The organism is Rhizobium metallidurans (assembly GCF_014196505.1).
GTDB lineage: Bacteria > Pseudomonadota > Alphaproteobacteria > Rhizobiales > Rhizobiaceae > Rhizobium > Rhizobium metallidurans.
In genome coordinates this window covers 103,485-128,309 of sequence record NZ_JACIDW010000008.1, presented here as the reverse complement: position 1 = coordinate 128,309, position 24,825 = coordinate 103,485, and the positions used below count along the sequence as shown (strand labels likewise).

The 24,825-nt window shown below is 63.3% G+C and carries 24 protein-coding genes and 1 tRNA gene; 8 read left to right on the top strand and 17 right to left on the bottom strand.

Going from position 1 to position 24,825, the window contains the following annotated elements; translation table 11 throughout:
- Nucleotides 1-26: 26 nt before the first annotated feature.
- Nucleotides 27-446: an iron response transcriptional regulator IrrA gene (gene irrA / locus GGQ67_RS14160; RefSeq protein ID WP_183900790.1), complete on the top strand. Its 420-nt coding sequence runs from the start codon at nt 27-29 to the stop codon at nt 444-446.
- Between the two features lie 27 nt (nt 447-473).
- Here the strand turns inward: irrA and GGQ67_RS14155 are convergent, their stop codons facing one another.
- Nucleotides 474-1,109: a trimeric intracellular cation channel family protein gene (locus tag GGQ67_RS14155; RefSeq protein WP_183900789.1), complete on the bottom strand. Its 636-nt coding sequence runs from the start codon at nt 1,107-1,109 to the stop codon at nt 474-476.
- Between the two features lie 114 nt (nt 1,110-1,223).
- Between GGQ67_RS14155 and GGQ67_RS14150 the strand changes: the two genes are divergently transcribed.
- A complete protein-coding gene (locus tag GGQ67_RS14150) occupies nt 1,224-1,706 on the top strand; it encodes a hypothetical protein (protein WP_183900788.1) in 483 nt (160 codons plus the stop codon).
- A gap of 21 nt (nt 1,707-1,727) precedes the next feature.
- Here GGQ67_RS14150 and GGQ67_RS14145 read toward each other — a convergent pair whose 3' ends face one another.
- The 5 genes from GGQ67_RS14145 to GGQ67_RS14125 form a co-directional block, all read right to left on the bottom strand.
- Nucleotides 1,728-2,513: an ElyC/SanA/YdcF family protein gene (locus GGQ67_RS14145; protein WP_183900787.1), complete on the bottom strand. Its 786-nt coding sequence runs from the start codon at nt 2,511-2,513 to the stop codon at nt 1,728-1,730.
- Nucleotides 2,514-2,584: 71 nt separating this feature from the next.
- Nucleotides 2,585-3,301, bottom strand: coding sequence for a YoaK family protein (locus tag GGQ67_RS14140; protein ID WP_183900786.1), 717 nt, complete (start codon nt 3,299-3,301; stop codon nt 2,585-2,587).
- Nucleotides 3,302-3,355: 54 nt separating this feature from the next.
- Nucleotides 3,356-4,273, bottom strand: coding sequence for an Abi family protein (locus tag GGQ67_RS14135; RefSeq protein ID WP_183900785.1), 918 nt, complete (start codon nt 4,271-4,273; stop codon nt 3,356-3,358).
- A gap of 224 nt (nt 4,274-4,497) precedes the next feature.
- A tRNA-Ala gene (locus tag GGQ67_RS14130) sits at nt 4,498-4,573 on the bottom strand.
- A 153-nt stretch (nt 4,574-4,726) separates the two neighbouring features.
- Nucleotides 4,727-5,119 carry a TIGR02300 family protein gene (locus GGQ67_RS14125; RefSeq protein WP_018899129.1) on the bottom strand — a complete coding sequence of 131 codons (393 nt, stop codon included), beginning with the start codon at nt 5,117-5,119 and terminating at the stop codon, nt 4,727-4,729.
- 257 nt (nt 5,120-5,376) lie between these two features.
- Here GGQ67_RS14125 and GGQ67_RS14120 point away from each other — a divergent pair, with 257 nt between their 5' ends.
- The 3 genes from GGQ67_RS14120 (at nt 5,377) to rpsA (ending at nt 8,618) form a co-directional block, all read left to right on the top strand.
- Nucleotides 5,377-6,030 (top strand): FMN-binding negative transcriptional regulator, encoded by a 654-nt coding sequence (locus GGQ67_RS14120; protein ID WP_183900784.1) that lies wholly within the window; start codon nt 5,377-5,379, stop codon nt 6,028-6,030.
- A 68-nt stretch (nt 6,031-6,098) separates the two neighbouring features.
- On the top strand, nt 6,099-6,749 hold the full coding sequence (gene cmk / locus GGQ67_RS14115; protein WP_183900783.1) for a (d)CMP kinase: 651 nt from the start codon (nt 6,099-6,101) through the stop codon (nt 6,747-6,749).
- Nucleotides 6,750-6,917: 168 nt separating this feature from the next.
- Nucleotides 6,918-8,618, top strand: coding sequence for a 30S ribosomal protein S1 (gene rpsA, locus GGQ67_RS14110; protein WP_183900782.1), 1,701 nt, complete (start codon nt 6,918-6,920; stop codon nt 8,616-8,618).
- A 96-nt stretch (nt 8,619-8,714) separates the two neighbouring features.
- Here rpsA and GGQ67_RS14105 read toward each other — a convergent pair whose 3' ends face one another.
- The 4 genes from GGQ67_RS14105 to GGQ67_RS14090 form a co-directional block, all read right to left on the bottom strand.
- The gene (locus GGQ67_RS14105; RefSeq protein ID WP_183900781.1) at nt 8,715-10,343 is read right to left on the bottom strand and encodes a hypothetical protein; all 1,629 of its coding nucleotides are present in this window, start codon (nt 10,341-10,343) and stop codon (nt 8,715-8,717) included.
- A 229-nt stretch (nt 10,344-10,572) separates the two neighbouring features.
- Nucleotides 10,573-11,199 carry a ribonuclease D gene (locus GGQ67_RS14100; RefSeq protein ID WP_183900780.1) on the bottom strand — a complete coding sequence of 209 codons (627 nt, stop codon included), beginning with the start codon at nt 11,197-11,199 and terminating at the stop codon, nt 10,573-10,575.
- A 94-nt stretch (nt 11,200-11,293) separates the two neighbouring features.
- Nucleotides 11,294-11,740, bottom strand: coding sequence for a PACE efflux transporter (locus GGQ67_RS14095; RefSeq protein WP_183900779.1), 447 nt, complete (start codon nt 11,738-11,740; stop codon nt 11,294-11,296).
- A gap of 114 nt (nt 11,741-11,854) precedes the next feature.
- Entirely contained in the window at nt 11,855-12,064 is a 210-nt protein-coding gene (locus tag GGQ67_RS14090; RefSeq protein ID WP_183900778.1) for a SlyX family protein, read from the bottom strand.
- A gap of 193 nt (nt 12,065-12,257) precedes the next feature.
- Here GGQ67_RS14090 and uxaC point away from each other — a divergent pair, with 193 nt between their 5' ends.
- Together uxaC and GGQ67_RS14080 are read left to right on the top strand one after the other, a co-directional pair.
- Nucleotides 12,258-13,673, top strand: coding sequence for a glucuronate isomerase (gene uxaC, locus GGQ67_RS14085; protein WP_183900777.1), 1,416 nt, complete (start codon nt 12,258-12,260; stop codon nt 13,671-13,673).
- Nucleotides 13,670-15,124 (top strand): mannitol dehydrogenase family protein, encoded by a 1,455-nt coding sequence (locus GGQ67_RS14080; RefSeq protein ID WP_183900776.1) that lies wholly within the window; start codon nt 13,670-13,672, stop codon nt 15,122-15,124. The genes uxaC and GGQ67_RS14080 overlap by 4 nt, the downstream gene beginning before the upstream one ends.
- A 27-nt stretch (nt 15,125-15,151) precedes the next feature.
- Here the strand turns inward: GGQ67_RS14080 and GGQ67_RS14075 are convergent, their stop codons facing one another.
- The 7 genes from GGQ67_RS14075 to GGQ67_RS14045 form a co-directional block, all read right to left on the bottom strand.
- Nucleotides 15,152-17,602 carry a GcvT family protein gene (locus tag GGQ67_RS14075; protein WP_183900775.1) on the bottom strand — a complete coding sequence of 817 codons (2,451 nt, stop codon included), beginning with the start codon at nt 17,600-17,602 and terminating at the stop codon, nt 15,152-15,154.
- Nucleotide 17,603: 1 nt separating this feature from the next.
- The gene (locus tag GGQ67_RS14070; RefSeq protein ID WP_183900774.1) at nt 17,604-18,473 is read right to left on the bottom strand and encodes a phosphotransferase; all 870 of its coding nucleotides are present in this window, start codon (nt 18,471-18,473) and stop codon (nt 17,604-17,606) included.
- A 76-nt stretch (nt 18,474-18,549) separates the two neighbouring features.
- Nucleotides 18,550-19,629, bottom strand: coding sequence for an ABC transporter ATP-binding protein (locus GGQ67_RS14065; protein WP_183900773.1), 1,080 nt, complete (start codon nt 19,627-19,629; stop codon nt 18,550-18,552).
- Nucleotides 19,630-19,665: 36 nt separating this feature from the next.
- Nucleotides 19,666-20,739, bottom strand: coding sequence for a Gfo/Idh/MocA family protein (locus tag GGQ67_RS14060; RefSeq protein WP_183900772.1), 1,074 nt, complete (start codon nt 20,737-20,739; stop codon nt 19,666-19,668).
- Between the two features lie 37 nt (nt 20,740-20,776).
- Entirely contained in the window at nt 20,777-21,661 is an 885-nt protein-coding gene (locus GGQ67_RS14055) for a carbohydrate ABC transporter permease (RefSeq protein ID WP_183900771.1), read from the bottom strand.
- On the bottom strand, nt 21,654-22,616 hold the full coding sequence (locus GGQ67_RS14050; protein ID WP_183900770.1) for a carbohydrate ABC transporter permease: 963 nt from the start codon (nt 22,614-22,616) through the stop codon (nt 21,654-21,656). The genes GGQ67_RS14055 and GGQ67_RS14050 overlap by 8 nt, the downstream gene beginning before the upstream one ends.
- Nucleotides 22,617-22,621: 5 nt before the next feature.
- The gene (locus tag GGQ67_RS14045) at nt 22,622-23,908 is read right to left on the bottom strand and encodes an ABC transporter substrate-binding protein (protein WP_183900769.1); all 1,287 of its coding nucleotides are present in this window, start codon (nt 23,906-23,908) and stop codon (nt 22,622-22,624) included.
- 202 nt (nt 23,909-24,110) lie between these two features.
- On the opposite strand from GGQ67_RS14045, the gene GGQ67_RS14040 reads away from it, so the two are divergent.
- Nucleotides 24,111-24,776 carry a TetR/AcrR family transcriptional regulator gene (locus GGQ67_RS14040; RefSeq protein ID WP_183900768.1) on the top strand — a complete coding sequence of 222 codons (666 nt, stop codon included), beginning with the start codon at nt 24,111-24,113 and terminating at the stop codon, nt 24,774-24,776.
- The last annotated feature ends 49 nt before the right edge of the window (nt 24,777-24,825 follow it).

The following is a 24,825-nucleotide window of genomic DNA, read 5'->3' as shown; positions in this document are numbered from 1 at the left end:
GGACGCTAGATTAGCGGGAGTTGTTGATGGCGGCTGAAGCCCCTCTCACCATTGAAGCAAGGTTGCGGGGCGCAGGCCTCAGGCCGACGCGTCAGCGCGTCGCGCTCGGCGACCTGCTCTTTGCGAAGGGCGATCGGCATCTGACCGTCGAGGAACTGCACGAAGAGGCGGTGGTCGCCGGCGTGCCGGTATCGCTCGCCACCGTCTACAACACCCTGCACCAATTCACCGAGGCCGGCATGATCCGCGTTCTCGCGGTCGAAAGCGCCAAGACCTACTTCGACACCAACATCTCCGATCACCACCACTTCTTCGTGGAAGGCGACAACGACGTGCTCGATATTCCGGTGAGCAATCTCACGATCGACAATCTGCCGGAACCGCCCGAAGGCATGGAGATCGCCCATGTCGACGTGGTGATCCGCCTGCGTCCCAAGCGCGTCTGATCAACGCGCCTGATCTCCATCATATCTCTACATGACGTCGTCTGGATGCCGGCCGGGCTTTGCCTTGTAGGTCGGAAACGTCCATCCATAGTAAAGCGCCCCGCCGCGCACCGCGAAGGCCGCCAGCACGCCGGCGGCCGATGCCGCGTAGAGCGGTAGCCCGAATTCGGTGGCGCCGGTGAAGATCGCCGCACCCACCAGCGCGGCGGTGATGTAGATCTCCGGCCTCAGCAGCACCGAGGGTTCGTTGGCCAACAGATCGCGCAGGACGCCGCCGAAGGTCGCCGTCAGCGTGCCCGTTACGATCGCGATGGTCGGCGAGCCGGTGGCCGCCAGTCCCTTGGCGGCACCCATGGCGCAATAGGCCGACAGTCCGACCGCGTCGAGCCAGATCAGCAGCCGGTAGCGCGATTCCACCAGATGCGCGGTGAAGAACACGATGACGCCTGCCGCGCAGCAGATGAGGATATAGGTGGGGTTCAGGACCCAGAATACCGGCACCCGGCCCAAAACGATATCGCGCACCGTGCCGCCGCCTGTGCCGGTAATGACCGCGAAGAACAGAAAGCCGATCAGATCGAGCTGCTTGCGCGATGCGGCAAGCGCGCCGGTCGCCGCGAACAGGGCAACGCCGGCATAGTCGAGATAGACGAATGGCGACATTGCGTGCTCCAATGGCGATCTTTCCTTCGAATAATCATGGCCGCAAGGGCGGCGCAAGGCGCATCAGCCAAACTCGCTAGCCAATCACGTCCTTATCCGACGAAAAGAGAACCCGTGAAAAAGCTGCTGATCGCCTTGAATCTCGTTGCGGCCCTGGCCGTATCCACGGCCGCCCAGGCCCAGCAGTCGCTGCTTCCCGACCCGGAGGTCTACGAGAAGGATTACTTCAAGAAGCAATGCGCCGAGGTCTCTTTTTCCGACGGCTTCGCCACTCGCCAGGACATCAACAATGACGGGCTCGTCGACGTGGTCGTCAACGAGGGAAAAATGACCTGCGACGGCAGCAGCAGCACCAAGTGCGACGAGGACGGCTGCGTCAACAACTTCTATCTCCAGGTTGCCGAGGGCGGCTATTTCATGATCGCCACCGCCAAGACCTACGGCTATGATATCCAGCAGCGCTACGGCAACAAGGTTCTGGCGATGAAGATGCATCCACGCTTCTGCGACCGGCCCAACGCCGATCCGAAGACCGATCCCTGCGTCATCACCACCCGCGTGCGCGGCACCAAGTTCGTCACGATTTTCAAGAAATAGCGCGCCGGGAAAAGGCCAAGCTCATCGCGGGTAGAGCTCCGAGGTGCGTCCGGCGAAATAATATCCGACGAGGCCGAACCATTCGCGGATCGCCGTCGCCATGTTCTGCGCGTTCCGGCTCGGCTGGGTGAAATCGAGCGCCAGCCGCTCGCGACCGTCGGTCCTGTAGTCCGTCGGCCAGGGCGTGACGTCGATGCCGAGCTTGCGGAAAATCCCGACCGAACGCGGCATGTGATAGCCCGAGGTGATCAGCAGGCAGTTGGAAAGCCCCTGGCTTGCGAGGAGATCCTTGGTGTTGACGGCGTTCTCGAAGGTGGTTCGCGAGGTCGTCTCCTGCACCAGCCGCTCCTTCGCCACGCCGAACAGCGGGAAGAACCGCTCGGCCATGGCCGCGTCGCCCTCGTAGACACCAGACATCGATCCGTCGCCCCCGGAGACGAGGATGCGCGACTGCGGATATTTCTGCGCCAGCCGCAGCGTCTCGATGAACCGGTCGCCGCCGGCATTCATCTCGATCCCGTGCCTGGATGTATTGACCTCGTTCTCGAAGCCGCCGCCGAGCACGATCATGCATGTGAGTTCGGCGGGATCCTGCGGCTTGGCGAAGCGATCCTCCAGGCCCTGCAGCAGGTAGTTGCCTGATGTCGTGTAGAGCGTGAGGAAGAGCACGAGGCCGGCACAGGCGGTCGCGAGCAGGCTGATGATCCTAAAGCGGACCAGTCCCGCGATCAGCGCGACGACGACGAGGAGGAAGGCCAGCGACAGGGGCTGCCCGAAAATCCAGACGAGTTTTGAGAAGATAAACACGTGGGCCGCTCCGCTGCTGCATCGGTTCTGGAACGACGTCTAGCTGATTCGCGGACGGGATAGTGCGACGATCACTTCGCGCGCTGGATCGACGCGCGCGGGGCGGTCTGGTTGAACCGCCGCTGCAGCGGCTTCGGGATCAGGAGAGCGGCCAGCGCGACCAGCATGGCGAAGGCCGCGACCACCCACAGCGCGGAGGCACCCGCTGCCTGCGTCAGCAGCGCGCCCGCTATGGCGCCGAGCAGCATGCCGAGCCAGGGAACGATCTGGATCGTCCAGTCGAACCGCCGTTCGCCGATCAGAAAGCGGCCGATGCCACGTCCGAAACGCGACAGCGCTCCGGTCACATAGGTGAGCCCGATCGGCAGCCCCTCGATATGTTCGACGGCGGCGTTCACCATCCCCATGGAGGCGACGATCAGGTAGAAGCGGGGCAGTGCAAGGCCCGGATCGCTCATCAGCGAGGCGCCCGCCAGCATCAACCCGACGCAGCCGAGCACCGCGAATACCCGCCGCTCGGCGAAATGCGCAACCACGATCCCGGCGGCATTGCCGAGCACGAAGACGGTGATCGCCGTGATCAGCACGGCCGCATGCCCGAAGTTGCCGGCTCCGAGCGAAAGTGCCGCGCGCGTCGTATTCCCGGTCATGAACGACACGAAATCGCCGCTCAAGACCAGCCCCGTCGCATCCGTCATCCCCGCCAGAAACGAAATCGCCCCCGCAAGCACAAGCCCGGTCGCCGTCCGGCGCGTGTGAATGATGCGGCGTCGTCTTTGTCGTGTCATGGGTGGGATCCGGAAGGTCGGTTGCGTCGCTTTTATTTCAAGTCAACTCAAAGGCTACGGTGCGGCGGGTGGGGTGGTCCATGCCGGCTGGCTCCGCCATTCCAGCGGAAATCCCATGACGGCCTCGTCGGCAAGTGGACAGGAATCAACGAGCCCCACCAACTGCTGCCGCCATGTGGTCCCCGGGGCTATGATCCCCATCAAATATCCAAGCGCTGCAAGCGTATTGTAAATGCGCCGCTCTGACGCCGGATTGATCGCCAGTCGCAGGGGCGCCGGAGAGTTTGGCATCATCATGGTCACGGTGAATTGCTTGTTCCACAGGCGGCCATGATGCGCGCATATGTTGCGTATGTAGGTGAGATGGTGCGTGAGCGAGATCAGAACCTTTTCGTCGAGCTCATAGGGCTTGGCTATCGCCTGTCGATCGGAGCGGAACTTCAAATTGCTGAACCATTTGGAAAGCTGCCCGAGGGAAATGACCTCGGCGATCATCCATATGGGTGGGTGTCGAGGTTCATCGTATTTGTCCAGATAGTGAACGATGAACGTGTCCTTTGATCGGCCGATCTCGCTTATGAGCGTCTGGCAAGCGCGATCGTAGTGGTCTGCTCGGGCGTATATCGCTTGGTCAAGATATCCGTGCGGGCCATATTTCATTGCCAGATGGTGCGCCCAACTGCCGCGCAACGAAACTTCGACGCGTTCGACGGCGTCCATGACATGCAGGCGAAGGCGTCGATCGAATACATAAAGGGCAAGCACGTCGTCGAAAGATGTTCCGGGGGTGAACCTGTGTTCACCGGACCCTGGCGTGGCTTGTTCGAAGGAAAGCCAGTAAGCGCGCAGCCGGTAGTAGCTTATGTGCTGTAGGCAATGCAGGGCATGGCCAACATCCGGGACGAGCATGCCCCTAGCCTGCAGCAGCGCTAGCTGATCGACAATTGCAACCGATGGCTTTGTGAATCGCATGCCTATTTCATAGGTGGATTCTATGCGCCAGAAAAGAGAAACCCGCCGGGGTGCGCAGTTTCGAAACAGAGTTTCGTCCGAGGCGTGGCGGGTCTTGTTAGAACGAGATATGGCTCACGGAGGTTAGCAAAGCAATAAGCTGCAAAGGAATATTTTGCTATTTTGGATATGCAGCAGCCTGTTTGCGCGTCACTGAGGATCGCTTGAGATCGGAGAGAAAAATTTGGTGGAGCTAAGCGGGATCGAACCGCTGACCTCTTGCATGCCATGCAAGCGCTCTCCCAGCTGAGCTATAGCCCCATCAGGGTGGACCGGTTTGTGCCGGGCCTGGGATGCTTCGCGAAGCGCTTGTCCTCGGGAAGTGGCGGCTTAATACGTGCGGTTTTCGCAGATGGCAAGCCTAAAAAATCGGCCCGGTGAATTTTTCTCGTCCGGGCCGATCCTTGTTCGAAATCAGACGTCTTCTTCGTCGCCGGTCACGCCGATGATGTCGCTCATGTCGTCATCGTCGTCGTCTTCGTCGGCTTCCAGGAACGTATCGTCGTCGTCATCGCCTTCGATTTCGACGTCGTCGTCGCCCATGTCAGGGATATCGTCGCCGGATGCATCGCCGTCTGCATCCTCGAGCGAGACCAGTTCGACTTCCGTGCTTTCGGTATCGACTTCGGCCACTTCTTCCTCTTCCTGCGCGGCTTCGGCGGCGGCCGCGGCCGAGCTTTCGACGAAGAAGGAGAGCGGGTAGGTCTTGCCCGTGTAAGGAGAAACGATCGGGTTCCGGTTCAGGTCGTAGAATTTCTTGCCGGTTTCCGGATCGGTACGCTTGGTTCCAAGTTCAGCTTTCGCCACTGTTGAGCCTCGTGATCGTGAGAATGGCCGAACCTGAGTTCGGCAAATGCCGTTGAAACCGGCGTTCTGTTCGGAATTTATAAGCCGGTCCCCATAATCGTTGCGGGCCGCCATGTCAAAGCCTAACTTCATGTGCCGTCACGACAAGCGCGCACCGCGCGGCGGATGACCGGGCCAATGGTTTGTGCTAGTGAGCCGCGAATAGTCGATGGGTAACGTGACGCCGGCAGGTTCCGGCAGCAAGACGGATGGGCGACATGTATCAGCCACCGCATTTCAGGGAAGACGATCTTGGCGTCCAGCACGCGCTGATCAGGGCGCATCCGCTCGGCCTCTTGATCACGACGGGCGCCTCCGGTCTGATGGCCAACTCGGTGCCCTTTCATCTCGATGCGGCGGCGTCCGAGAAGGGAACGCTCCGGCTGCATCTGGCGAGAGCCAATCCGCAATGGCGCGATCTCGCGGATGGCGCCGAACTGCTTGTCGTCTTCCAGGGCGCCGCCAGCTATGTCACGCCCTCCTGGTACGAGACCAAGCGGGAGACCGGCAAGGTGGTGCCGACATGGAACTACGCCGTGGTACAGGTGCGCGGCGCCGCCCGCGTCATCGAGGACGCGGATTGGCTGCTCGCGCAGATCACCGCGCTGACCACGCAGCACGAGACGCCGCGTGAAAAGCCATGGGCCGTCAGCGATGCGCCGGAGGCCTACGTGAAGGCGCAGATGAAAGGCATCGTCGGCGTCGAGATCGAGATCACCGCCATCGAGGGCAAGTGGAAGGTCAGCCAGAACCGGCCGATCGCCGACCGCGCGAGTGTCGCGGCGGGGCTCGGCGAAACGGCGGGCCAGGGCGAGATGACGGATCTCGTGCGCCGCTATGGCGGCCTGGCCGAGGCCGACAAAGAGAGTTGAGGCACCGGCCGATCCATATCGGCCGACGGAAAAGGCCCGGAAGTATCGGGCGGGATAGAAAGACCAGCATGCCGACCAGTTCAGACCATTTTGTCATTGCCATCGATGGACCGGCCGCCGCCGGCAAGGGCACGCTGTCGCGCCGCATCGCCGAGACCTATGGCTTCCACCATCTCGACACCGGCCTGACCTACCGCGCCACCGCCAAGGCGCTGCTCGACGCCGGGCTGCCGCTCGATGACGAGCTTACGGCGGAAAAAATGGCGCGCGAGGTTGAACTCGCCGGCCTCGATCGCGATATCCTCTCGAAGCACGAGATCGGCGAAGCCGCCTCGAAGATCGCGGTAATGCCGTCGGTGCGCCGCGCGCTGGTCGAGGCGCAGCGCAGGTTTTCGGAGCGCACACCGGGCACGGTGCTCGACGGGCGCGACATCGGAACGGTGGTCTGCCCGCAGGCACCCGTGAAGCTTTATGTGACTGCATCGGCCGAAGTGCGCGCGAGGCGCCGTTTCGACGAGATCAAGGCAAAGGGGATCGCCGCCGATTTCGCGGCGATTTTCGAGGACGTCAAGCGGCGCGACGAACGCGACATGGGACGGGCCGACAGCCCTTTGAAACCAGCCGAAGACGCGCACTTGCTTGATACGTCGGAAATGAGTATAGAAGCCGCGTTTCAAGCCGCGAAATCGGTCATCGATGCCGCCTTGAACAGAAATTGAGATTTGAGGCGTTCCGCCAGGCTTTGCCCTGACCGCCTTGAACGACAGCCTGAAATTCCGTCCAAGCGCCGGATTGCCTTCGAAGAGAGGGCGGACGGGGATCAGGCTCATTCAACGCGAACCAACCGGCGCATACGTGTCCAAAGATTCGGACACGCAGGAGATTTCATGTCAGTAGCTACTCCCTCTCGCGAAGATTTCGCGGCCCTTCTGGAAGAATCCTTTGCCAAGAACGATCTGGCTGAAGGCTATGTAACCAAGGGTATCGTAACGGCAATCGAGAAGGACTCCGCCGTTGTCGACGTTGGCCTCAAGGTCGAAGGTCGCATTCTGCTCAAGGAATTCGGCGCCAAGGCCAAGGACGGCACGCTCAAGGTCGGCGACGAAGTCGAAGTTTACGTTGAGCGCATCGAAAACGCTCTCGGCGAAGCTGTTCTGTCGCGCGAAAAGGCTCGCCGCGAAGAGAGCTGGGTCAAGCTCGAAGCCAAGTTCGAAGCTGGTGAGCGCGTTGAAGGCGTTATCTTCAACCAGGTCAAGGGCGGCTTCACGGTTGACCTCGACGGCGCGATTGCCTTCCTGCCGCGTTCGCAGGTCGACATCCGTCCGATCCGCGACGTTACCCCGCTGATGCACAACCCGCAGCCCTTCGAAATCCTCAAGATGGACAAGCGTCGCGGCAACATCGTCGTATCGCGTCGTACGGTTCTGGAAGAATCCCGTGCCGAGCAGCGTTCTGAAATCGTTCAGAACCTCGAAGAAGGCCAGGTTGTTGACGGCGTCGTCAAGAACATCACCGATTACGGTGCGTTCGTTGACCTCGGCGGCATCGACGGCCTGCTGCACGTCACCGACATGGCATGGCGCCGTGTGAACCATCCGTCGGAAATCCTGTCCATTGGCCAGCAGGTCAAGGTTCAGATCATCCGCATCAACCAGGAAACCCACCGCATCTCGCTCGGCATGAAGCAGCTCGAGTCGGATCCGTGGGATGGCATCCAGGCCAAGTATCCGGAAGGCAAGAAGATCTCCGGTACCGTCACGAACATCACCGACTACGGTGCGTTCGTCGAGCTGGAGCCGGGCATCGAAGGCCTGATCCACATCTCGGAAATGTCCTGGACCAAGAAGAACGTACACCCCGGCAAGATCCTGTCCACGAGCCAGGAAGTCGAAGTCGTCGTTCTCGAAGTCGATCCGTCCAAGCGTCGTATTTCGCTCGGCCTCAAGCAGACCCTGGAAAATCCGTGGGCGGCATTCGCTCGCAACCATCCGGCCGGCACTGAAGTCGAAGGCGAAGTCAAGAACAAGACCGAATTCGGCCTGTTCATCGGCCTCGACGGCGATGTTGACGGCATGGTGCACCTCTCCGACCTCGACTGGAACCGTCCGGGCGAACAGGTCATCGAGGAATACAACAAGGGCGACGTCGTCAAGGCTGTCGTTCTCGATGTGGACGTCGAGAAGGAGCGCATCTCGCTCGGCATCAAGCAGCTCGGCAAGGATGCGGTCGGCGAAGCAGCCGCTTCCGGCGACCTGCGCAAGAACGCTGTTGTTTCGGCTGAAGTCATCGCCGTCAACGACGGTGGCATCGAAGTGAAGCTCGTCGACCACGAAGACATCACCTCGTTCATCCGCCGCGCTGACCTCGCTCGCGATCGCGACGACCAGCGTCCGGAGCGCTTCTCGGTTGGCCAGACGGTTGACGCTCGCGTCACCAACTTCTCGAAGAAGGACCGCAAGGTCATGCTTTCGATCAAGGCTCTGGAAATCGCTGAAGAGAAGGAAGCCGTTGCTCAGTTCGGTTCGTCCGACTCTGGCGCTTCGCTCGGCGACATCCTCGGCGCGGCTCTGAAGAACCGCGGCGAATAATCGCCAGCCGTCAGGCTTGAAGAACAAAAGAACCCGCCGGAGCGATCCGGCGGGTTCTTTCGTTTTCGGTCCCTTGGGAGGAGGTCGAAAGCCGGGCTATTCCCAGCCGACCATGCGCCGGTAGCGCGCATAGGCCTCATCGCTCGCCGGCGCCATCGGCAGGCCGGGACCCGGCAGCATCAGGATGGGCGCGCCCTCTTCGTCAAGCACGGGTGCCGCTATCGCGGATTGCTGCGCGGCCATGAATGCCGCTTCGTCGCTGTCGTCACCGGCCGCCAAAGCCTGCTCTTCGGGCGTCTCCGCCTCGTCCGCGCCGTCCTGGTCGTCGCTTTTCTCGTCGCCCTGATCGATGTTGCCGTTGTGGTCCTGGCGGTTCATCTCGCGCGAACCGGCGTCATCAGCCTCGTCCTTGGCGAAGTTGTAGGGCTGCGGCGCATAGGGCACGCCCTCGACGATCTTCATCAGAACGGGCGCGTAGGTTGCTTCGATCATCTGCCGCGCCGCTGATGATGGCGCGTTGCCATCCGTCTCTTCGGGCTGTCTCGCCGCCGCCTGTGCCGCCGCGGCCTCCAGCGGCGAGGGCGCGGTCTGCGCCGCCACCGGCTTGGCGAGCCCGTTCGCCAGCAGCATTTGCTCGGCGGGGCGCTTCAGATTGTCGGGGATGTCGGCGATCAGCGTATCGTCCAGCAGCACGTCGATATCGACCGCCGGCTCCACCTCGGTCGCCTCGATCAGAACCTCCGTCTGCTGATCGCGGATGATGACGACGATCATGTCGGTCTCGTCCTTCGACAGCGAAGCCGGAATACCGACCCAGGTCTTCGGGATGATCGGATCGGCCCTGGTGTCGCCCGTGACTGCCGGTTCCGCCATAACCTCGCCTGTCTCGGCTTCGGCTACGGGAGCCGATGCCTCCGCTTCGGCCGCTGCAACAGGCGCTTCCACGGCTTCTTCCGTCGAGCGCGCGACGCTTGCGGCGGCCATCGCTGCTTTCGGCTCCGCCCGTTCGGCTGACGGGGCCGGGGCGGCCTCGTCGGCGACGGTGGCCTGCGCGGTCACTTCGCTCTTGCGGTCGGCGGCCTCGTCTGCCGCCGACATCGCCGCGTTTCTTGGTCCGCCGGCCTCCGAAGCCGCTGTCGTCGCGCGGGGCGCAGGCGATGTGACCGTATCGCGATGCAGGCTTATCTCCGGCCGCTGTTCGGCGCGCGCCGGCGAGCCGTCGTTCTGGCTGTAGGATTTGAGAACGGCGCGCGTCGCGAGATCGCGATCCCTGGAGCCGATCGTTTCGAGATAGGCGGCGATGCGCGTCGCGGCCGGTCCGGCCGGGTTCTGCAGGGCCTCGGCAAGCAGGCGCAGCGGTATCGTGTATCCCTTGGCCGCCAGCTGGCGCTCGATGATCTCGATCTTGGCGGCCGGCAGCTTCTGGATCGCTTCGGCCAGCCGCGATGCGAAGACGAGATCCGGCTCGTCGGCGTCGCGCGGCTGGGACATCGCCTGTCCCGTGGCGGTCAGCACGTTGAGCAATGCCTCGACCATGCGGGCCCGGACGGCAAGCAGCAGGATGTTGAGCTTGGCGGTGGCGCCGGACGTCAGGTCCGGGCTCTCGACCTGGTTGACGGGCGCGATCGCGGTCGAGCCGCGCACGATGTCGCTGGCATCGAGCGCCGAGGGCGACCCCTGCGAGGGAAAGCTTGAACTTGATGCTGCACGAACGGGAGTCAACATGGCATGCTTCCTCTTTCGTAAAATGCGATAAAGCAGGTTACAAGAAAGCCGCGTTCATCGGGCTGTTGGCATTCTCCGCCCGACTGACGGACCCGGAGGGCGCTCCATCGCGCCGCGGAATGCTTAGAAGTTAATGCGTATCCTAGTGATTCACCGTTAACGAAGCACTAATCATTCGGTGCGTGCCGGGGCATGACGGCTTCCGTCGCGGGAAGCTGGAAAGCACGCCTCAGCTGTGCGCGAAAATATCCGTCTCTTCCCAGCCGAGAAGATCGAGCTTGGCGCGGGTTGGCAGGAATTCGAAGCAGGCCGTCGCATGCTCGAAGCGCCCGTCGCGGATAAGGCGATGCGTGAGCTTGTCGCGCAGCGCATGCAGATGGAGCACATCCGAGGCCGCATATTCGAGCTGCGCCTGCGACAGCGTCTCGGCACCCCAGTCGGACGATTGTTGTGCCTTGGAGACGTCGACCTCGAGCATCTCCTTGAGATTGTCCTTCAGTCCATGGCGGTCGGTATAGGTGCGGCAGAGGCGCGAGGCGATCTTGGTGCAGAACACCGGCTGCGTCGTCACGCCGAATGTGTGGAAGAGAACCGCGATATCGAATCGACCGTAATGGAAGATCTTCTGGTGCGTCGGATCGGCCAGAAGCGCCACCAGGTTCGGCGCTTCGGTCTGCCCGGCGGCGATGCGGATGACGTCGGCCGTGCCGTCTCCCGATGAAAGCTGAACGACGCACAGCCGGTCGCGGCGCGGCACCAGCCCCAGCGTTTCGGTGTCGATCGCGACGGCGCCGGTGTAACGGGCGGCGACGGCCGCCGGAATATCGCCTTCGTGGTAACGGATCGTCGCGGCCATGCTGTCGTCTTTCGCTGAGCAATGATGTTCTGGCGCTATATAGACCCGAAAGCCGCAATCGCAAACCGCGCCATTTGGCGCCGCATGAAGACGATCAGCCGCGCATCGCGTCAGACGTCTTCCCCTGCCAGTCCGGCAGCGGGAAGATCCGGTCGTAGGCCCAGTTGAAGACGAAGGTGTAGACCAGATAGAAGAGCGCGAAGGACACGTCCATCAGGAAGGCCTCCAGAAGGCTGACGTCGAGATACCAGGCGATCAGCGGCAGGAGCGCCAGAAGCAGGCCACCCTCGAACAGGACGGCATGCAGGACGCGAACGGCAAGGCTCTTCCTCGTGCCGCCGGTCAGGCGCTGCATCGCATGGTCGAAGCCGAGATTGTAGAGATAGTTCCAGCCCGTCGCGAGCGTGGCGCCGGCAACGCCGACCACGCCGACATCGGCGAGAGGCATGCCGAACGCCAGCGCGCCGAGTGGCGTGACCAGGGCAAGGCCGATGATTTCGAAACTGATGGCGTGACGGATACGGTCGGATGTGGATCGCATGGATAACCCCTGTGGGATAGGTCGGGTCGTCCCGAGTTTTTGCCCAGAAGGGGGAGGTCGTCCTCTCGAGCTCCGATATAGGGATTTCGCCCGCGAAGGGCAAGATGGCGACAATCAGTAGTGCGGCGGCCTTGTGATCGACGGCGCTTCCAGCGATTGTTCCTCGAGCGAGAGAAAGCGCTCGGTCAGCCGGTCCAGCTTGGCGCGCGTCTGCTCGACCACCTTCCACTGTTCCGTCAGCTGGTCGGACAGTTCCTCGATCGTCTTGGCCTGATGGGCGACGGTTTCCTCGAGTTGGGTGATACGATCGGTCTGATCCGGCATCGGGCTCTCCTTGCCACGACCGGCCATATGAACCGGTCCTGTGATTGCGCTCTCCAAAGCGGAAATAGGCCGCAAGGTCAACCGTTTCGAGAGGCACCGCCGCCGATTCACAAAGTGAACCGTTTGGTTACTAAAAGCCCTTGCCGCGTCTTTTTTTGTGCGCTAGGCCGGTAGGGACCAGGGAGGAATACTGATGGATGTTGGCAATGGATTTCTGCATCCGGACCGGCTCTTTCCCGCCGATCCGGCAACGCGATCAATCGCGCGCGAGCTTTACGAGAGCGTAAGCGCGCTCCCGATCGTCAGTCCGCACGGGCACACCGAACCCGCCTGGTTCGCCGACGACAGGCCCTTCGAGGATGCCGCCTCGCTGCTCGTCATTCCGGATCACTATCTCTTCCGCATGTTGCACAGCGTCGGCGTCAAGCTCGACGATCTCGGCGTTCCCCGCCTCGACGGCAAGCCCGTCTCGTCTGGCCGCGCCATCTGGCGCACCTTCGCGGCGCATTATCATCTCTTCCGGGGAACCCCGTCGAGCCTCTGGGTCGATCACGCCATGTCGGCCGTGCTCGGCTGCGAGGAGCCGCTGACGCCTGAAAACGCCGACGCGCTCTACGACCACATCAACGCGCAACTGGCCCTGCCGGAATTCCGTCCGCGCGCGCTGCACAAGCGCTTCGGTATCGAGACCATCGCCACCACCGAAGGCGCGCTCGATCAGCTCCCGCACCACCGGAAGATGGCCGAGGATGGCTGGATCGGCCGTGTTCGCACCACCTATCGCCCCGATGGCGTCACCGATCCCGATGCCGTCGGCTTCCGCGAAAATCTCGTCAAGCTCGGCGAACTCACCGGTTGCGACGTCGCGAGCTGGGATGGCCTGATCGACGCACACCGTAAGCGCCGCGCCTATTTCCGCCAGTTCGGCGCCACCGCCACCGACCACGGCGTCCCCACCGCTTTCACCGCCGATCTCCCGCATTCCGACAAGCAGCGGCTGCTCGACCGGGCGCACAGGGGCACGCTAGAGGCCGGCGAGGCCGAGCTCTTCCGTGGCCAGATGCTGACGGAAATGGCCGGCCTTTCGGCGGAAGACGGCATGGTCATGCAGATCCACGCCGGCTCGCGCCGCAACACCGACCGCGAACTCTTCCAGACGCGCGGACCGAACATGGGCGCCGACATCCCGACGCCGACCGATTGGGTCGGCGGGCTCTCGGCGCTTCTGGCGAAATACGGCCATGCGCCGGGTCTGCGCGTGCTGCTCTTCACGCTCGACGAAACCACCTACGCCCGCGAACTGGCGCCGATGGCCGGCCACTGGCCCTGCCTGATGATCGGCCCGCCCTGGTGGTTCCACGACAGCCCGGCCGGCATTCGCCGCTATCTCGACCAGGTGGTCGAGACGGCAGGCTTCGCCAACATGGCCGGCTTCAACGACGATACCCGCGCGCTGCTCTCCATCCCCGCCCGCCACGACGTCTGGCGCCGCGAGGTTTGCGGCTTCCTGGCGACGCTGGCCGCCGAGCACCGGATATCTCGCAAGGATGCGGCAATCGCCGCCGCCGATCTCTCCTACGGCAACGCCAAGAAGGCCTACAAGCTGTGACCGAACGACTGACGCGCCTCACCGGCCTGGCACCATCCGCCAAGCTTCCCGCCTTCAACCGGGACAAGCTGAAGCCGGGCATCCTGCATCTCGGCCCCGGCGCCTTCTTCCGCGCTCACTTCGCGCCCTATACCGATGCGGCGCTGGCGCTCGCCGGTGGCGATTGGGGGATCGAGGTCGCAAGCCTGCGCACCGCCGATGTCGCCGATCACCTGAACGAGCAGAACGGCCTCTACACCATGCTGGTGCGCGACACGGAAGGCACGGTCGCGCATGTCATCGGTCCGATCCTCAAGGCGCACGTCGCGACCCGCGACCCGGGTGAACTGCTGGCGCGGCTGGAAGACCCCGCCATCCGCATCGTCAGCCTGACGGTGACTGAAAAGGCCTATGGCTTCGATGCCGCCACCGGCGGGCTCGATCTCAAGCATGCCGATATCATCGCCGACCTTGCCAACCGCCACGCCCCGCGTGGCGTCATTGGCTATCTCGTCGAGGGCCTGGCGCGCCGCCGCGCCAGGGGCATCGCGCCGTTCACCCCGCTGAGCTGTGACAATCTTCCGAGCAACGGCGCGGTGTTGAAGCGCCTCGTGCTCGATTTCGCCGGCCGCGTCGATGCCGAGCTGAAGGCCTGGATCGAGCGTGAAGTTCCTTTCCCCTCGACCATGGTCGACCGCATCACGCCCGCCAGCACCGATGCCACCTATCGTGACGCCGAAGCGCTCACCGGCCGCGTCGACCTTGCGGCGATCGAGACCGAACCCTTCACACAGTGGGTCATCGAGGACAGCTTCGCCAACGGCCGCCCGCAATGGGAAAAGGCCGGCGCGCTGATGGTCGAGGATGTCTCGGCCTATGAGAAGATGAAGCTGCGCATGCTGAACGGCGCGCATTCGCTGCTCGCCTATCTCGGTTATATCGGCGGCTATGAATTCATCCGCGATGTCATGGGCGATAGCGGCCTGTCGGCCCTTGCCCGCCGCCACATGAACGCCGCCGCCAGCACGCTCGACCCGGTCCCCGGCATCGATCTGGACGCCTATGCCGACGAATTGATAGCCCGCTTTGCGAACAAGGCGATCGCTCACCGCACCTACCAGATCGCCATGGACGGCACCCAGAAGCTGCCGCAGCGCCTGCTGGAACCGGCGGTGGAAGCCTTGGCCGGGGGCAGCCAGGCGGAAACCTACGCCATCGCCGTCGCCGCCTGGATGCGGTACGCGCTTGGCATCGACCGCAACGGCAAGAGCTACGAGTTGCGCGACCCCCGCGCCAACGAGATCGCCGCATTGCTGGTGGATGTCCCCCACAACGGCCCCACCGTGGCCGCGGCGCTGTTCACACTGCCCGGCCTCTTCCCGGCCGCGCTCACCGGGAACGCCGCATGGGCGGAGGACGTGACCAACAAGCTCGACATCCTGATCCAGGATAGCAAGCTGCCGCTGTTCTGATTGGAGCGGTGAGGTGAGGGCTTTAGACTAAGCCTTCACCCGCGCCATCTCGGGATCGTAAAGCGGCGTCAGCGACACCTGGCACGGCACCCTGACCCGCGCGACGTCGAGCTCATATCGACCCGACAGCACGAAATCTTCCGTCACGCCCTCGGCGTTGCGCACGTAGCCGTAGCCGATCGGCTTGCCCACGGTGTAGCCGAAGCCGCCTGACGACAGCCATCCCACGCGCTTGCCGTCGCGGTAGATCGTCTCGCGGCCGAGCAGCACCACGTCGGAATCATCGGGCACGAAGCAGGCGAGTATCTTCTTGACGCCCGATGCTAGCTGCTGCTCGATCGCCTCGCGGCCGCGGAACGGCGTGGTCTTCTTCGTCTTCACCGCCCAGCCGAGGCCGGCTTCGATCGGCGTATGATCCGGCCCGATGTCCGAGCCCCAGGCGCGGTAGCCCTTTTCCAGCCGGCAGCTTTCGATCGCGCGATAGCCGGCATTGACGAGATGCAGCGGATTGCCCGCCGCCATCAGCGCGTCATAGACCGTGGTGGCGTATTCGATCGGCACATGCAGCTCGTAGCCGAGCTCGCCGACATAGGTGATGCGCAGCGCGCGCACCGGGCAGCCGCCGATGCCGATGGTCTTGACGCGGCCGAAGGGGAAGGCGGCGTTGGAGATATCGCTGCCCGTGACCTTCTCCAGCACCGCGCGTGCATTCGGCCCCATCAGCGCCAGCACGCAATAGGCCGAGGTCACATCGACCAGTTCGGCATGCAGGTCGTCTGGAATGTTGCGGGCGATCCAGTCGAAGTCGTGTGTCGCGAAGCCCGTGCCGGTGACGATGTAATATTCGTCCTCGGCGATGCGCGCGCAGGTGAGGTCGCATTCGATGCCGCCCTTGTCGTTCAGCATCTGCGTGTAGACGAGCGAGCCGACCGGCCTGGCCACATCATTGGCTGATATCCAGGAGAGTGCCTTTTCCGCGTCGCGACCCTTCAGCGTGAACTTGGCGAACGAGGTCTGGTCGAAGATGACCGCAGCCTCGCGCACCGCCCTGTGCTCGCGGCCCACCGCCTCGAACCAGTTCTGCCTCTCGTAGCTGTAGACGTCCTTCGGTTCCTCGTTGGCGAAGAGATCGGCGAACCAGTTGGGCCGCTCCCAGCCGAGCTTTTCGCCGAAGCACGCGCCCTGCGCCTTCAGCCGGTCGTAGAGCGGCGATTTGCGGCATGGGCGACCGCTGGAATACTCCTCGAAGGGGAAGGCCAGCGTGTAGTGCTTGCCATAGGCCTCCAGCGTGCGGGTGCGCACCCAGTCGGTGTCGAAATGCGGGCGGCCGAAGCGGCGGATATCGACAGGCCAGAGATCGTAGGGCGGCTCGCCCTTGGAGACCCACTCCGCCAGCGCCATCCCGGCGCCGCCGGCAGACGCGATGCCGAAGGCGTTGAAGCCGGCGCCGACGAAGAAGTTCCTGAGCTCCGGCGCCTCGCCGAGAATGAAGTTGCCATCGGGCGTAAAGCTCTCCGGCCCGTTCAGGAGCTGCTTGACGCCGACATTCTCAAGATCAGGCACGCGGCCGAGCGCCTGCTCCATGATCTGCTCGAAATGGTCGAAATTGCTGTCGAGCAGCGTGTAGTGGAAACCCTCGGGAATGCCCGATGTCGCCCAGGGGATCGGGTTCGGCTCGTAGCCGCCCATCACGATGCCGCCCACCTCTTCCTTGTAATAGGTCAGCCGGTCGGGATCGCGCAGCGTCGGCAGGTTGGAGGGCACGCCGAAGGATTCGGTGATGATGTACTGGTGTTCGACCGAGATCAGCGGCACGTTGACGCCGAAGCGCGCCGCGAAATTGCGCGTCCATTGCCCGGCGCAGACGACGACGCGCTCGCATTCGATGCGGCCGTGCTCGGTGATCACGGCGCGGATGCGGCCCTTGTCGATCTCGATGTCGATCACTTCAGTATCCTCGAAGATCGAAACGCCGGCCATGCGCGCGCCCTTGGCGAGCGCCTGCGTGATGTCTGAAGGATTGGCCTGGCCGTCGGTCGGAAGATAGGCGGCGCCGATCAGGTCGTCGATCGTCATCAGCGGCCAGAGGTCGAAGGCTTCCCGCGGCGTCAGAAGCTGCATGTCGAGCCCGAAGGATTGCGCCGTGGTCGCCTGCCGCTTCACTTCCGTCCAGCGTTCCTCGTTGCAGGCCAGCCGCAGGCCGCCGTTCATCTTCCAGCCGGTGCCGAGCCCGGTCTCCGCTTCCAGCCGCTTGTAGAGATCGACGGAATAGCCGAGCAGTTGGGTGATGTTGGCGCTCGTCCGGAGCTGGCCGACGAGGCCGGCGGCATGGAAGGTGGTGCCCGAGGTCAGCTTCTTGCGCTCCAAGAGCACGGTATCCGTCAAGCCGAGCTTGCCGAGATGATAGGCCGTCGAGCAGCCGATGATGCCGCCGCCGATGACGACAACCTTGGCGGTCCTGGGCAATTCCTTCGTCATGTCATTGATCCTGTTCGGCATAGGCACGCTCGAAGCGCGCGCGGTTTTCGGCGGTATAGGCGGCGTAGTCGAAGTCGATGGTCGAGTGGATTTCCGACACCATGCTCCACAGCATCTCGCGCAAGAGAGAGGCGCATTTCATCGCCCGGTAGCGCCGCCAGAGATCCGGTGTCAGCGGCTTTTGATAATAGGCCTCCAGCATCGCCCGCTCCGCATCCTCGGAAAACTCGTTGTTGGAGGCGAGCCCGCCGAGATCGAAGAGCGGGGTGTTGAAGCCGGCATAGTCCCAGTCGATCAGCCAGAGCCTTTTGCCGTCGTCGAGAAAATTGGCGGCCAGCATGTCGTTATGGCCGAAGGCGATCTCGAACGGCCCCGCCGCCTGCTCCAGCCGCTCCGCCTTGATCAGTAGATCGAAAAATAGTGGGCTATACGGGCTGCCGGCGGCCTCCAGCGTGGCGATATAGTCGCGCACCACATGAAACACCCAGAAGATCGTGGCCGCGCCGCGAAATTCGCGTGCGATATCGTGATGGCAGGCGCGCACCAGCGGGATCACGCGCTCCAGCGTCCCGGCGTCGCGCAGATCCTCGGGCGTCAGCGCTCGTGCATCGATGTAGTCGAGCACCAGCACGCCCGGCGCGTGGTGGATCACCGCCGGCGAAAGCCCCGCCGCATGCGCCGCCTTGCTCGCCGCCAACTCGTTCGACCGGCTGATGTGATGGACGGGGATGTCGTCGCCCAGCCGCACGACCCGCTTCAGCGCGCCGTCGCGGACCAGATAATTGCGGTTGGTGATGCCTCCCGTGATCGCCGAGATATCGACCGGACCATTCCATATGCCAAGCGCATGTATCCGGTCTTCAGGCGTCACGCTGTCCCCCTCGCGGCCTATCCTGTTGAAATCTTGGCGAGAGGGCTGCGGGCTGTCAAGCTGGCCAGATGGCGGCCTAGATCGTCGCGCCCGCACCGTCGAAGACATGACAGCGCGCCGGGTCGAAGTAGGCGGTGACGTTGGCCCCGCGCTCCGCCTTCTGCTGCCCGTCGAGCGCGATCGTCAGCTGCTGCTTGTCCGGCGTCGTCGTGTAGAGCATCGTCGCGCCACCGAGGTTTTCCAAGAGGTCGATGTTGACGGACGAGAGCGCGATGCCGCCCTTGTCGATCAGCGACAGATGCTCCGGACGGATGCCGAAGGTCACGCTCTCTCCCGCCTGCGCCGCCACCCGGCGCGGCAGCCGCACGCCGTTGCCGCAGACGTTGATCGTTGTCTCGCTCTCGCCGACGGCTTCGATCTTGCCCTGCAGGAAGTTCATCTTCGGGCTGCCGATAAAGCCGGCGACGAAGCGGTTGGCGGGGTTGTTGTAGAGGTCGAGCGGCGCGCCCACCTGCTCGATGCGGCCGGAGTTCAGCACCACGATCTTGTCGGCCATGGTCATGGCTTCCACCTGGTCGTGGGTGACGTAGATCATCGTATTCCCCAGGCTGCGGTGTAGCCGCGAGATCTCCACGCGCATCTGCACGCGCAGTTCCGCGTCGAGGTTGGAGAGCGGCTCGTCGAACAGGAAGATGCGCGGTTCGCGCACGATGGCGCGGCCGATCGCGACGCGCTGCCGCTGACCGCCGGAGAGCGCCTTCGGCTTGCGCTGCAACAGCTTCTCGATCTGCAGGATCTGCGCGGCGCGCTGCACCCTGGGCTCGATCTCGGCCTTCTTGTAGCCGGCCGTCTCCAAGCCGAAGGCGAGGTTCTTGTAGACGGACATGTGCGGGTAGAGCGCGTAGGACTGGAACACCATGGCGATCCCACGCTTGGCCGGCGCCACCTCGTTCATCCGCTCGTTGTCGAGCATCAAGGCGCCGCCGGAGATCTCCTCCAGTCCGGCGATCATACGAAGCAGCGTGGACTTGCCGCAGCCGGACGGGCCGACGAAAACGACGAATTCGCCGGGCTCGATCGCCAGATCGATGCCGTGGATGACGTCAAGCGCGCCATAGCGTTTCTCGACCTTCTGAAGAACGACGCTCGTTGCCATCTCTTGGGTTTCCTTGTCTGGTCTTTGTCTGGTCCGTTACCGGGTTCTTGCGCGCCAGTCGGCGTATTTCGGGCTGTCGGGTCCGACAGGCAGGGCGATGTCCTGGCCGCTGTCCGACGATTGATAGATGGCGGTCACCAGTTCCAGCGCCCGCCGCGCATCCTCGGTGCTGACGGGCAACGGACCCTTGCCTTCGAGATGGGCGTGGAAATGCGCCATCTGCGTGGTGAAGCGCGGCGCCACCGGCTGCCAGTCGCCGATCACGGCGTCGATCCGCCGCTGCACCTCGTCATTGGCGGCAAGGATCGTCCATGGGTCCTTGCCCGGCGAATAGGCCTCATGGTTGCTCTCGAAGGTGACGTTCTCGAAATGCAGCCTCAGCCGGCTGATCTCCTGCTGCGAGCCGAGCGTGCAGGAGAGCGAGACGAAGGCGCCGTTTTCCATTTGCAGGCTCGCCGAGGCGCAGTCCTCCACCTCGATGTCGTTGACGCGGGTCGCCACACGGCCGAACACGCGCTTAGCCGGTCCCATCAGGTGCAGCAGCATGTCGTGCAGGTGCAGCGCATGCGTCACCAGCACGCCGCCGAGCTCGGTTGCCCATTTGCCGCGCCAGGGAACGGCGTAATAGGCGGGTGTACGCAGCCAGAAGGTCTCGACCGAACCCACATAGGGCTTGCCCGCGATCCCCGCCTCGATGATCCGCTTCGCCTTCTCCACGCCGTCGCCGTAGCGATACTGGAAGATCGGCATCAGCACGCCCCTGGCGGTCTTTTCGACGCGCATGATCTCGTCGACGCCTGATAGCGATCCGGTGAGCGGCTTCTCGCAGATCACGTGCTTGCCCGCCTGAAGGGCCGCCACCACCTGCTCGAGATGAATGCCCGGCGGCGTGCAGATGTCGACGATGTCGATGCTGTCGTCGGCGAGAACCTCTGCAAACGAGGTGGTGCGACCGATGATGCCGAACTCGTCGGCCACTTCGGCGAGCCTGGCTTCGTTGAGGTCGCAGAGAACAGCCACTTCGAACTTGTCTGGATGCGGCAGGTAGCCCTCGACGATATGCGAGCGGCCGATGCCGCAGCCGATGATCGCTACTCTCTTGATACTCATGGGATAGGTCTCTCTGGCATGTCCATTGCGGCCGGTCTCAACGCTTCATGCCGGTCGTGGCGATGCCGTCGATCAGCAGCCGCTGGAAGAACAGGAAGAAGAAGAACACCGGCACCAGCGTCAGCGTCGACATGGCGAAAAGCCCGCCCCAGTCCGAGGAACTGCTCGAATCGACGAACGTGCGCAGGCCGAGCTGGATCGTGTAGGTGTTCATGTCGTTGAGGTAGATCAGCGGCCCGAAGAAGTCGTCCCAGGTCCAGATGAAGGAGAAGATCGCCGCCGTCGCCAGCACCGGCAGCGAGAGCGGCAGCATGATCTTCCAATAGATCCGCCAGGCGCTGCAGCCGTCCATCATCGCCGCCTCGTCGAGCTCGCGCGGGATGCCCCGGAAGAACTGCACCATCAGGAAGATGAAGAAGGCGTCGCTGGCGAGAAACTTCGGCACGACCAGCGGCAGGATGGTGTTCACCCAGCCGAGGTTGAGAAACAGCACATATTGCGGGATCAGCGTCACGTGATAGGGGATCATCAGCGTGCCGAGCATGATCGCGAACCAGAAGTTCCGGCCGGCGAAGCGCAGCCGCGCGAAGGCATAGGCCGCCAGCGAACAGGCCACCACGTTGCCGGTCACGGTCAGGAGCGAAATTACCAGCGAGTTCCAGAAGAAGCGCCCGAAGGTGATGTCGAGCCCGCTCCAGCCGCGCACATAGGAGGTGAAATCGATCGACGACGGGATGAGCGAGGTCGACGAGAAAATCTCGTTTTCCGGTCGCACCGACGCCGACACCATCCACAAGAGCGGATAGAGCATCAGCAGCGAGGCGATGATCAGCAGCGTGTGAACGACGATCGAGGCCGGCAGGCTGCGCTTGGTGATGTCGGATGGCGGCGCGGCGACCGCTGTCGTGATCCCGTTAGTCATCGTAATGCACCCAGTAGCGTGAGGACAGGAACGAGAAGGCGGTGAACACGGCGATGATCAGCACCAGGATCCATGCAAGAGCGGAAGCATAGCCCATGCGGAAGTTCCCGAAGGCCTCCTGATAGAGATAGAGCGTGTAGAATAGCGTCGAGTTGATCGGTCCGCCCGATCCGCCGGAGATGATGAAGGCAGGCGTGAACGCCTTGAAGGCGTCGATCGTCTGCACCACGGCGTTGAAGAAGATGACGGGCGTCAGCAGCGGCAGGGTGATCTTGTAGAACTGCCGGAACTTCGAGGCCCCGTCGAGGCTCGCCGCCTCGTACATGTCTGTCGGGATCTGGCGGAGACCGGCGAGAAAGATGATCATCGGCGAGCCGAACTGCCAGACGCTGAGCGCCACCAGCGTATAGATCGAGTAGCTCGGATGCGAGATCCAGCTCGGCCCCTGGATGCCGATCTGCGAAAGCGCCGCGTTGACCAGACCGTCGCCGGCAAAAAGCTGCCGCCACAAGACGGCGATCGCCACGCTGCCGCCAAGCAGCGATGGAAGGTAGAAGACGGCGCGGTAGACGGTCAGCCCCCGCACCCCCTTGTTGAGCGCCATCGCCACCAGAAGCGCGAAGACCAGCTTGAACGGCACCGACAGCACCACATAGGTCAGCGTCACCTTCATCGCCGCCGCGAACTTCGGGTCCGCGGTGGTGATGCGCACATAGTTCGCGGCCCCCACCCATTCAGGCGAGCGGATCATGTCGAAATCCGTGAACGACAGGTAGAGCGATACCAGCGCCGGCCCGAGCGTCAGCCCCAGGAAGCCGAGGAGCCAGGGAAGAAGAAAGAGATATCCCGGCCCGTTGGCGGCAAGGAGGCGTCGCCAACGTCCGTCGGCGACCACTCCCTGGTACTGCTCCGCCGCCGCGGCCCGGTCAGCCGTCGCGCGCACCGCATTGCTCATCTCGGTCAACCCCGCGCGAGAAGGCGCGTGATCTCGTCGACAAGCTGTTTGCCGGCATCGGCGGGCGTAAGCTGGCCGAAGGCGACCTGCTCGGCAAGCTGGCGCAGGACGGTCTGCCCTTCGCCGGCACCGGAAGGAGGCGGCGGCGGCAGCGGCCCGGCGAGATCGCCGAGATTGGCCACGTAGTTCAGCGGGATCTTGCCGACATCGTCGAGCATTCCGGCCACGACGTCACGCATCGCCTTCGATTCCGGGATGCCGCGCTCGACGTCGAGCACCTTGGCGGCATCAGGGTCCTTGACGAAGAAGTTGACGTAGTCGACGGCCTGATCGAGCGCCTTGGACTGTGCCGAGACGGAGAAGAACATCGACGGCTTGCGGTAGTGGCCGCCCTTCGAATCCGCCTTGATCAGCGGATAGTTGCTGAGCGTCAGCTTGTCCTTGACCACGGCCTGGAAGCCGACGAACTGGTTGCTGTGCGCATAGTCGATCGCGGCCTTGCCGAGCGTCAGCGGCGCGGTGTCGATCGTGTCCTTGTAGAGCGCCTGCACGTCGGGCGGCACGCAGGCCTGCGCCTCGCGGAACTTGGCCCACATGTCGAACCACTCGGATGCGTCGTCGGCGCCGAAGGCGATCTTCGAATCCGCCGTGTAGAGTGCCTTGCCGCGCTGGCGCACGTAGTTTTCGAAGAGCGGTTCCGCGCCGCTGCCGTCGGCGAAGCCGAAGAAGCCCTTGCGCTTGCCTGCCTTGGTGATCTCGGCGCCCATCTTGCCGAGCTCTTCCCAGGTCGTCTTGTTCGTCGGCGCCTCGATGCCGGCTTCCTGCAGCGCCACCGTGTTGATGACGGTTGCCGCCGAATTGGCGCCGAGGCTGACGCCGTAGAGACGGCCGTCGACCTTGCCGCCCTCGACCTGCGCCGGATCGAAATCGTCGAGATTGAGCTTCGACGGCATGTAGGATTCAAGCGGGGCGAGCGCGCCGCGCCGCGCATATTCGACGATATAGCGGTAATCCATCTGGATCACGTCGGGCGCGTTGCGACCGGCGACCTGGGTTGCCAGGCGCGGCCAGTAATCGCTCCATCCCAGGAACTCGCCTGTTATCGACGTGCCTGAATTCTTGGCCTTGTAGAGATCCGACACCTTGTTGGTGCGATCGGCGCGCGGCTGCGAACCCCACCACAAGAGCCGCAGTCGGGCGTCGGCGGCAAAAGCCCCTGGCCCCAGTGCGGACATCGAAAGAAGGGCTGCCCCTCCCGCAACGAAATTGCGTCTGCTCACACGAAACGTCATCTGTTTTTCCTCCTCCCTTGGGGAGCGCCTCCACACGCTCCCGGCTGGTTTCTCTTGCAACAAATAACTATTTGGTTACAAGCTATGAAGAAGCACCGGGACTGTCAAGCGACATGTGGTGGCGGGATCGTCGGGCTTTGTTTTTTACAAACTGTTCATAAACGACTATGAGCGCGAGGTTTACGGGAAAGGGCGGCAACGGATGGATGGCGGAGAGAAGAAGACGGTCAAGCGGCGCTCGCAAGAGCGTGTCCTGCAGCGCGATCCGGAGCGGACGCGCGCCGCCATTCTCGAAGCCGCGACCCGGGAATTCGCTGAAAACGGCATGGGCGGCGCCCGCGTCGATGCCATCGCCGAGCGTGCCGGCACCAACAAGCGCATGCTCTATCACTATTTCGGCGACAAGGAGCAGGTCTATCTGCATGTGCTCGAGGAAGCCTATGTCGGCATCCGCACCGCCGAGCGCGAACTGCATATCGGCGACCGCAGCCCGGAGGAGGGGATCGCCGAGCTGGCGCTGTTCACCTGGCGCTATTTCCTCAAGCATCCCGAATTCCTGAGCCTGCTCGGCACCGAGAACCTGCACCGCGCCCGCTGGCTGCGCCAGTCGGTACGGCTGAAGGAGCTGCATTCGCATCTGATCGTCGAGCTGACCGAGGTGCTCGACCGCGGCAAGAAGGCGGGCGTCTTCATCGCGGTCGCCGATCCGCTGAACGTCTATCTGACCATCGCCTCGCTCGGCTATTTCTACATTTCCAACCAGTACACGCTCTCGACCATCTTCGGCCGCGACCTTCAGGAGAAGGACAATCTCGACGCCTGGGAGCGCCATATCGTCCACGTCACGCTTGCGTCCATCAAGGCCTGATCGCTGAAATTTGACCTCGGCTATTGACAGCGCCGCTTCTCCTCTGTCA

Bases quoted from the DNA above. Each gene is read 5' to 3' on its own strand.
- GGQ67_RS14055 (WP_183900771.1), bottom strand. From the start codon at position 21,661: ATGACTAACGGGATCACGACAGCGGTCGCCGCGCCGCCATCCGACATC.
- GGQ67_RS14065 (WP_183900773.1), bottom strand. From the start codon at position 19,629: ATGGCAACGAGCGTCGTTCTTCAGAAGGTCGAGAAACGCTATGGCGCG.
- GGQ67_RS14095 (WP_183900779.1), bottom strand. From the start codon at position 11,740: ATGCGATCCACATCCGACCGTATCCGTCACGCCATCAGTTTCGAAATC.
- GGQ67_RS14135 (WP_183900785.1), bottom strand. From the start codon at position 4,273: ATGCGATTCACAAAGCCATCGGTTGCAATTGTCGATCAGCTAGCGCTG.
- GGQ67_RS14090 (WP_183900778.1), bottom strand. From the start codon at position 12,064: ATGCCGGATCAGACCGATCGTATCACCCAACTCGAGGAAACCGTCGCC.
- GGQ67_RS14050 (WP_183900770.1), bottom strand. From the start codon at position 22,616: ATGAGCAATGCGGTGCGCGCGACGGCTGACCGGGCCGCGGCGGCGGAG.
- GGQ67_RS14120 (WP_183900784.1), top strand. From the start codon at position 5,377: ATGTATCAGCCACCGCATTTCAGGGAAGACGATCTTGGCGTCCAGCAC.
- GGQ67_RS14140 (WP_183900786.1), bottom strand. From the start codon at position 3,301: ATGACACGACAAAGACGACGCCGCATCATTCACACGCGCCGGACGGCG.
- cmk (WP_183900783.1), top strand. From the start codon at position 6,099: ATGCCGACCAGTTCAGACCATTTTGTCATTGCCATCGATGGACCGGCC.
- GGQ67_RS14155 (WP_183900789.1), bottom strand. From the start codon at position 1,109: ATGTCGCCATTCGTCTATCTCGACTATGCCGGCGTTGCCCTGTTCGCG.
- irrA (WP_183900790.1), top strand. From the start codon at position 27: ATGGCGGCTGAAGCCCCTCTCACCATTGAAGCAAGGTTGCGGGGCGCA.
- GGQ67_RS14100 (WP_183900780.1), bottom strand. From the start codon at position 11,199: ATGGCCGCGACGATCCGTTACCACGAAGGCGATATTCCGGCGGCCGTC.
- uxaC (WP_183900777.1), top strand. From the start codon at position 12,258: ATGGATGTTGGCAATGGATTTCTGCATCCGGACCGGCTCTTTCCCGCC.
- GGQ67_RS14075 (WP_183900775.1), bottom strand. From the start codon at position 17,602: ATGACGAAGGAATTGCCCAGGACCGCCAAGGTTGTCGTCATCGGCGGC.
- GGQ67_RS14105 (WP_183900781.1), bottom strand. From the start codon at position 10,343: ATGTTGACTCCCGTTCGTGCAGCATCAAGTTCAAGCTTTCCCTCGCAG.
- GGQ67_RS14040 (WP_183900768.1), top strand. From the start codon at position 24,111: ATGGATGGCGGAGAGAAGAAGACGGTCAAGCGGCGCTCGCAAGAGCGT.
- rpsA (WP_183900782.1), top strand. From the start codon at position 6,918: ATGTCAGTAGCTACTCCCTCTCGCGAAGATTTCGCGGCCCTTCTGGAA.
- GGQ67_RS14045 (WP_183900769.1), bottom strand. From the start codon at position 23,908: ATGACGTTTCGTGTGAGCAGACGCAATTTCGTTGCGGGAGGGGCAGCC.
- GGQ67_RS14060 (WP_183900772.1), bottom strand. From the start codon at position 20,739: ATGAGTATCAAGAGAGTAGCGATCATCGGCTGCGGCATCGGCCGCTCG.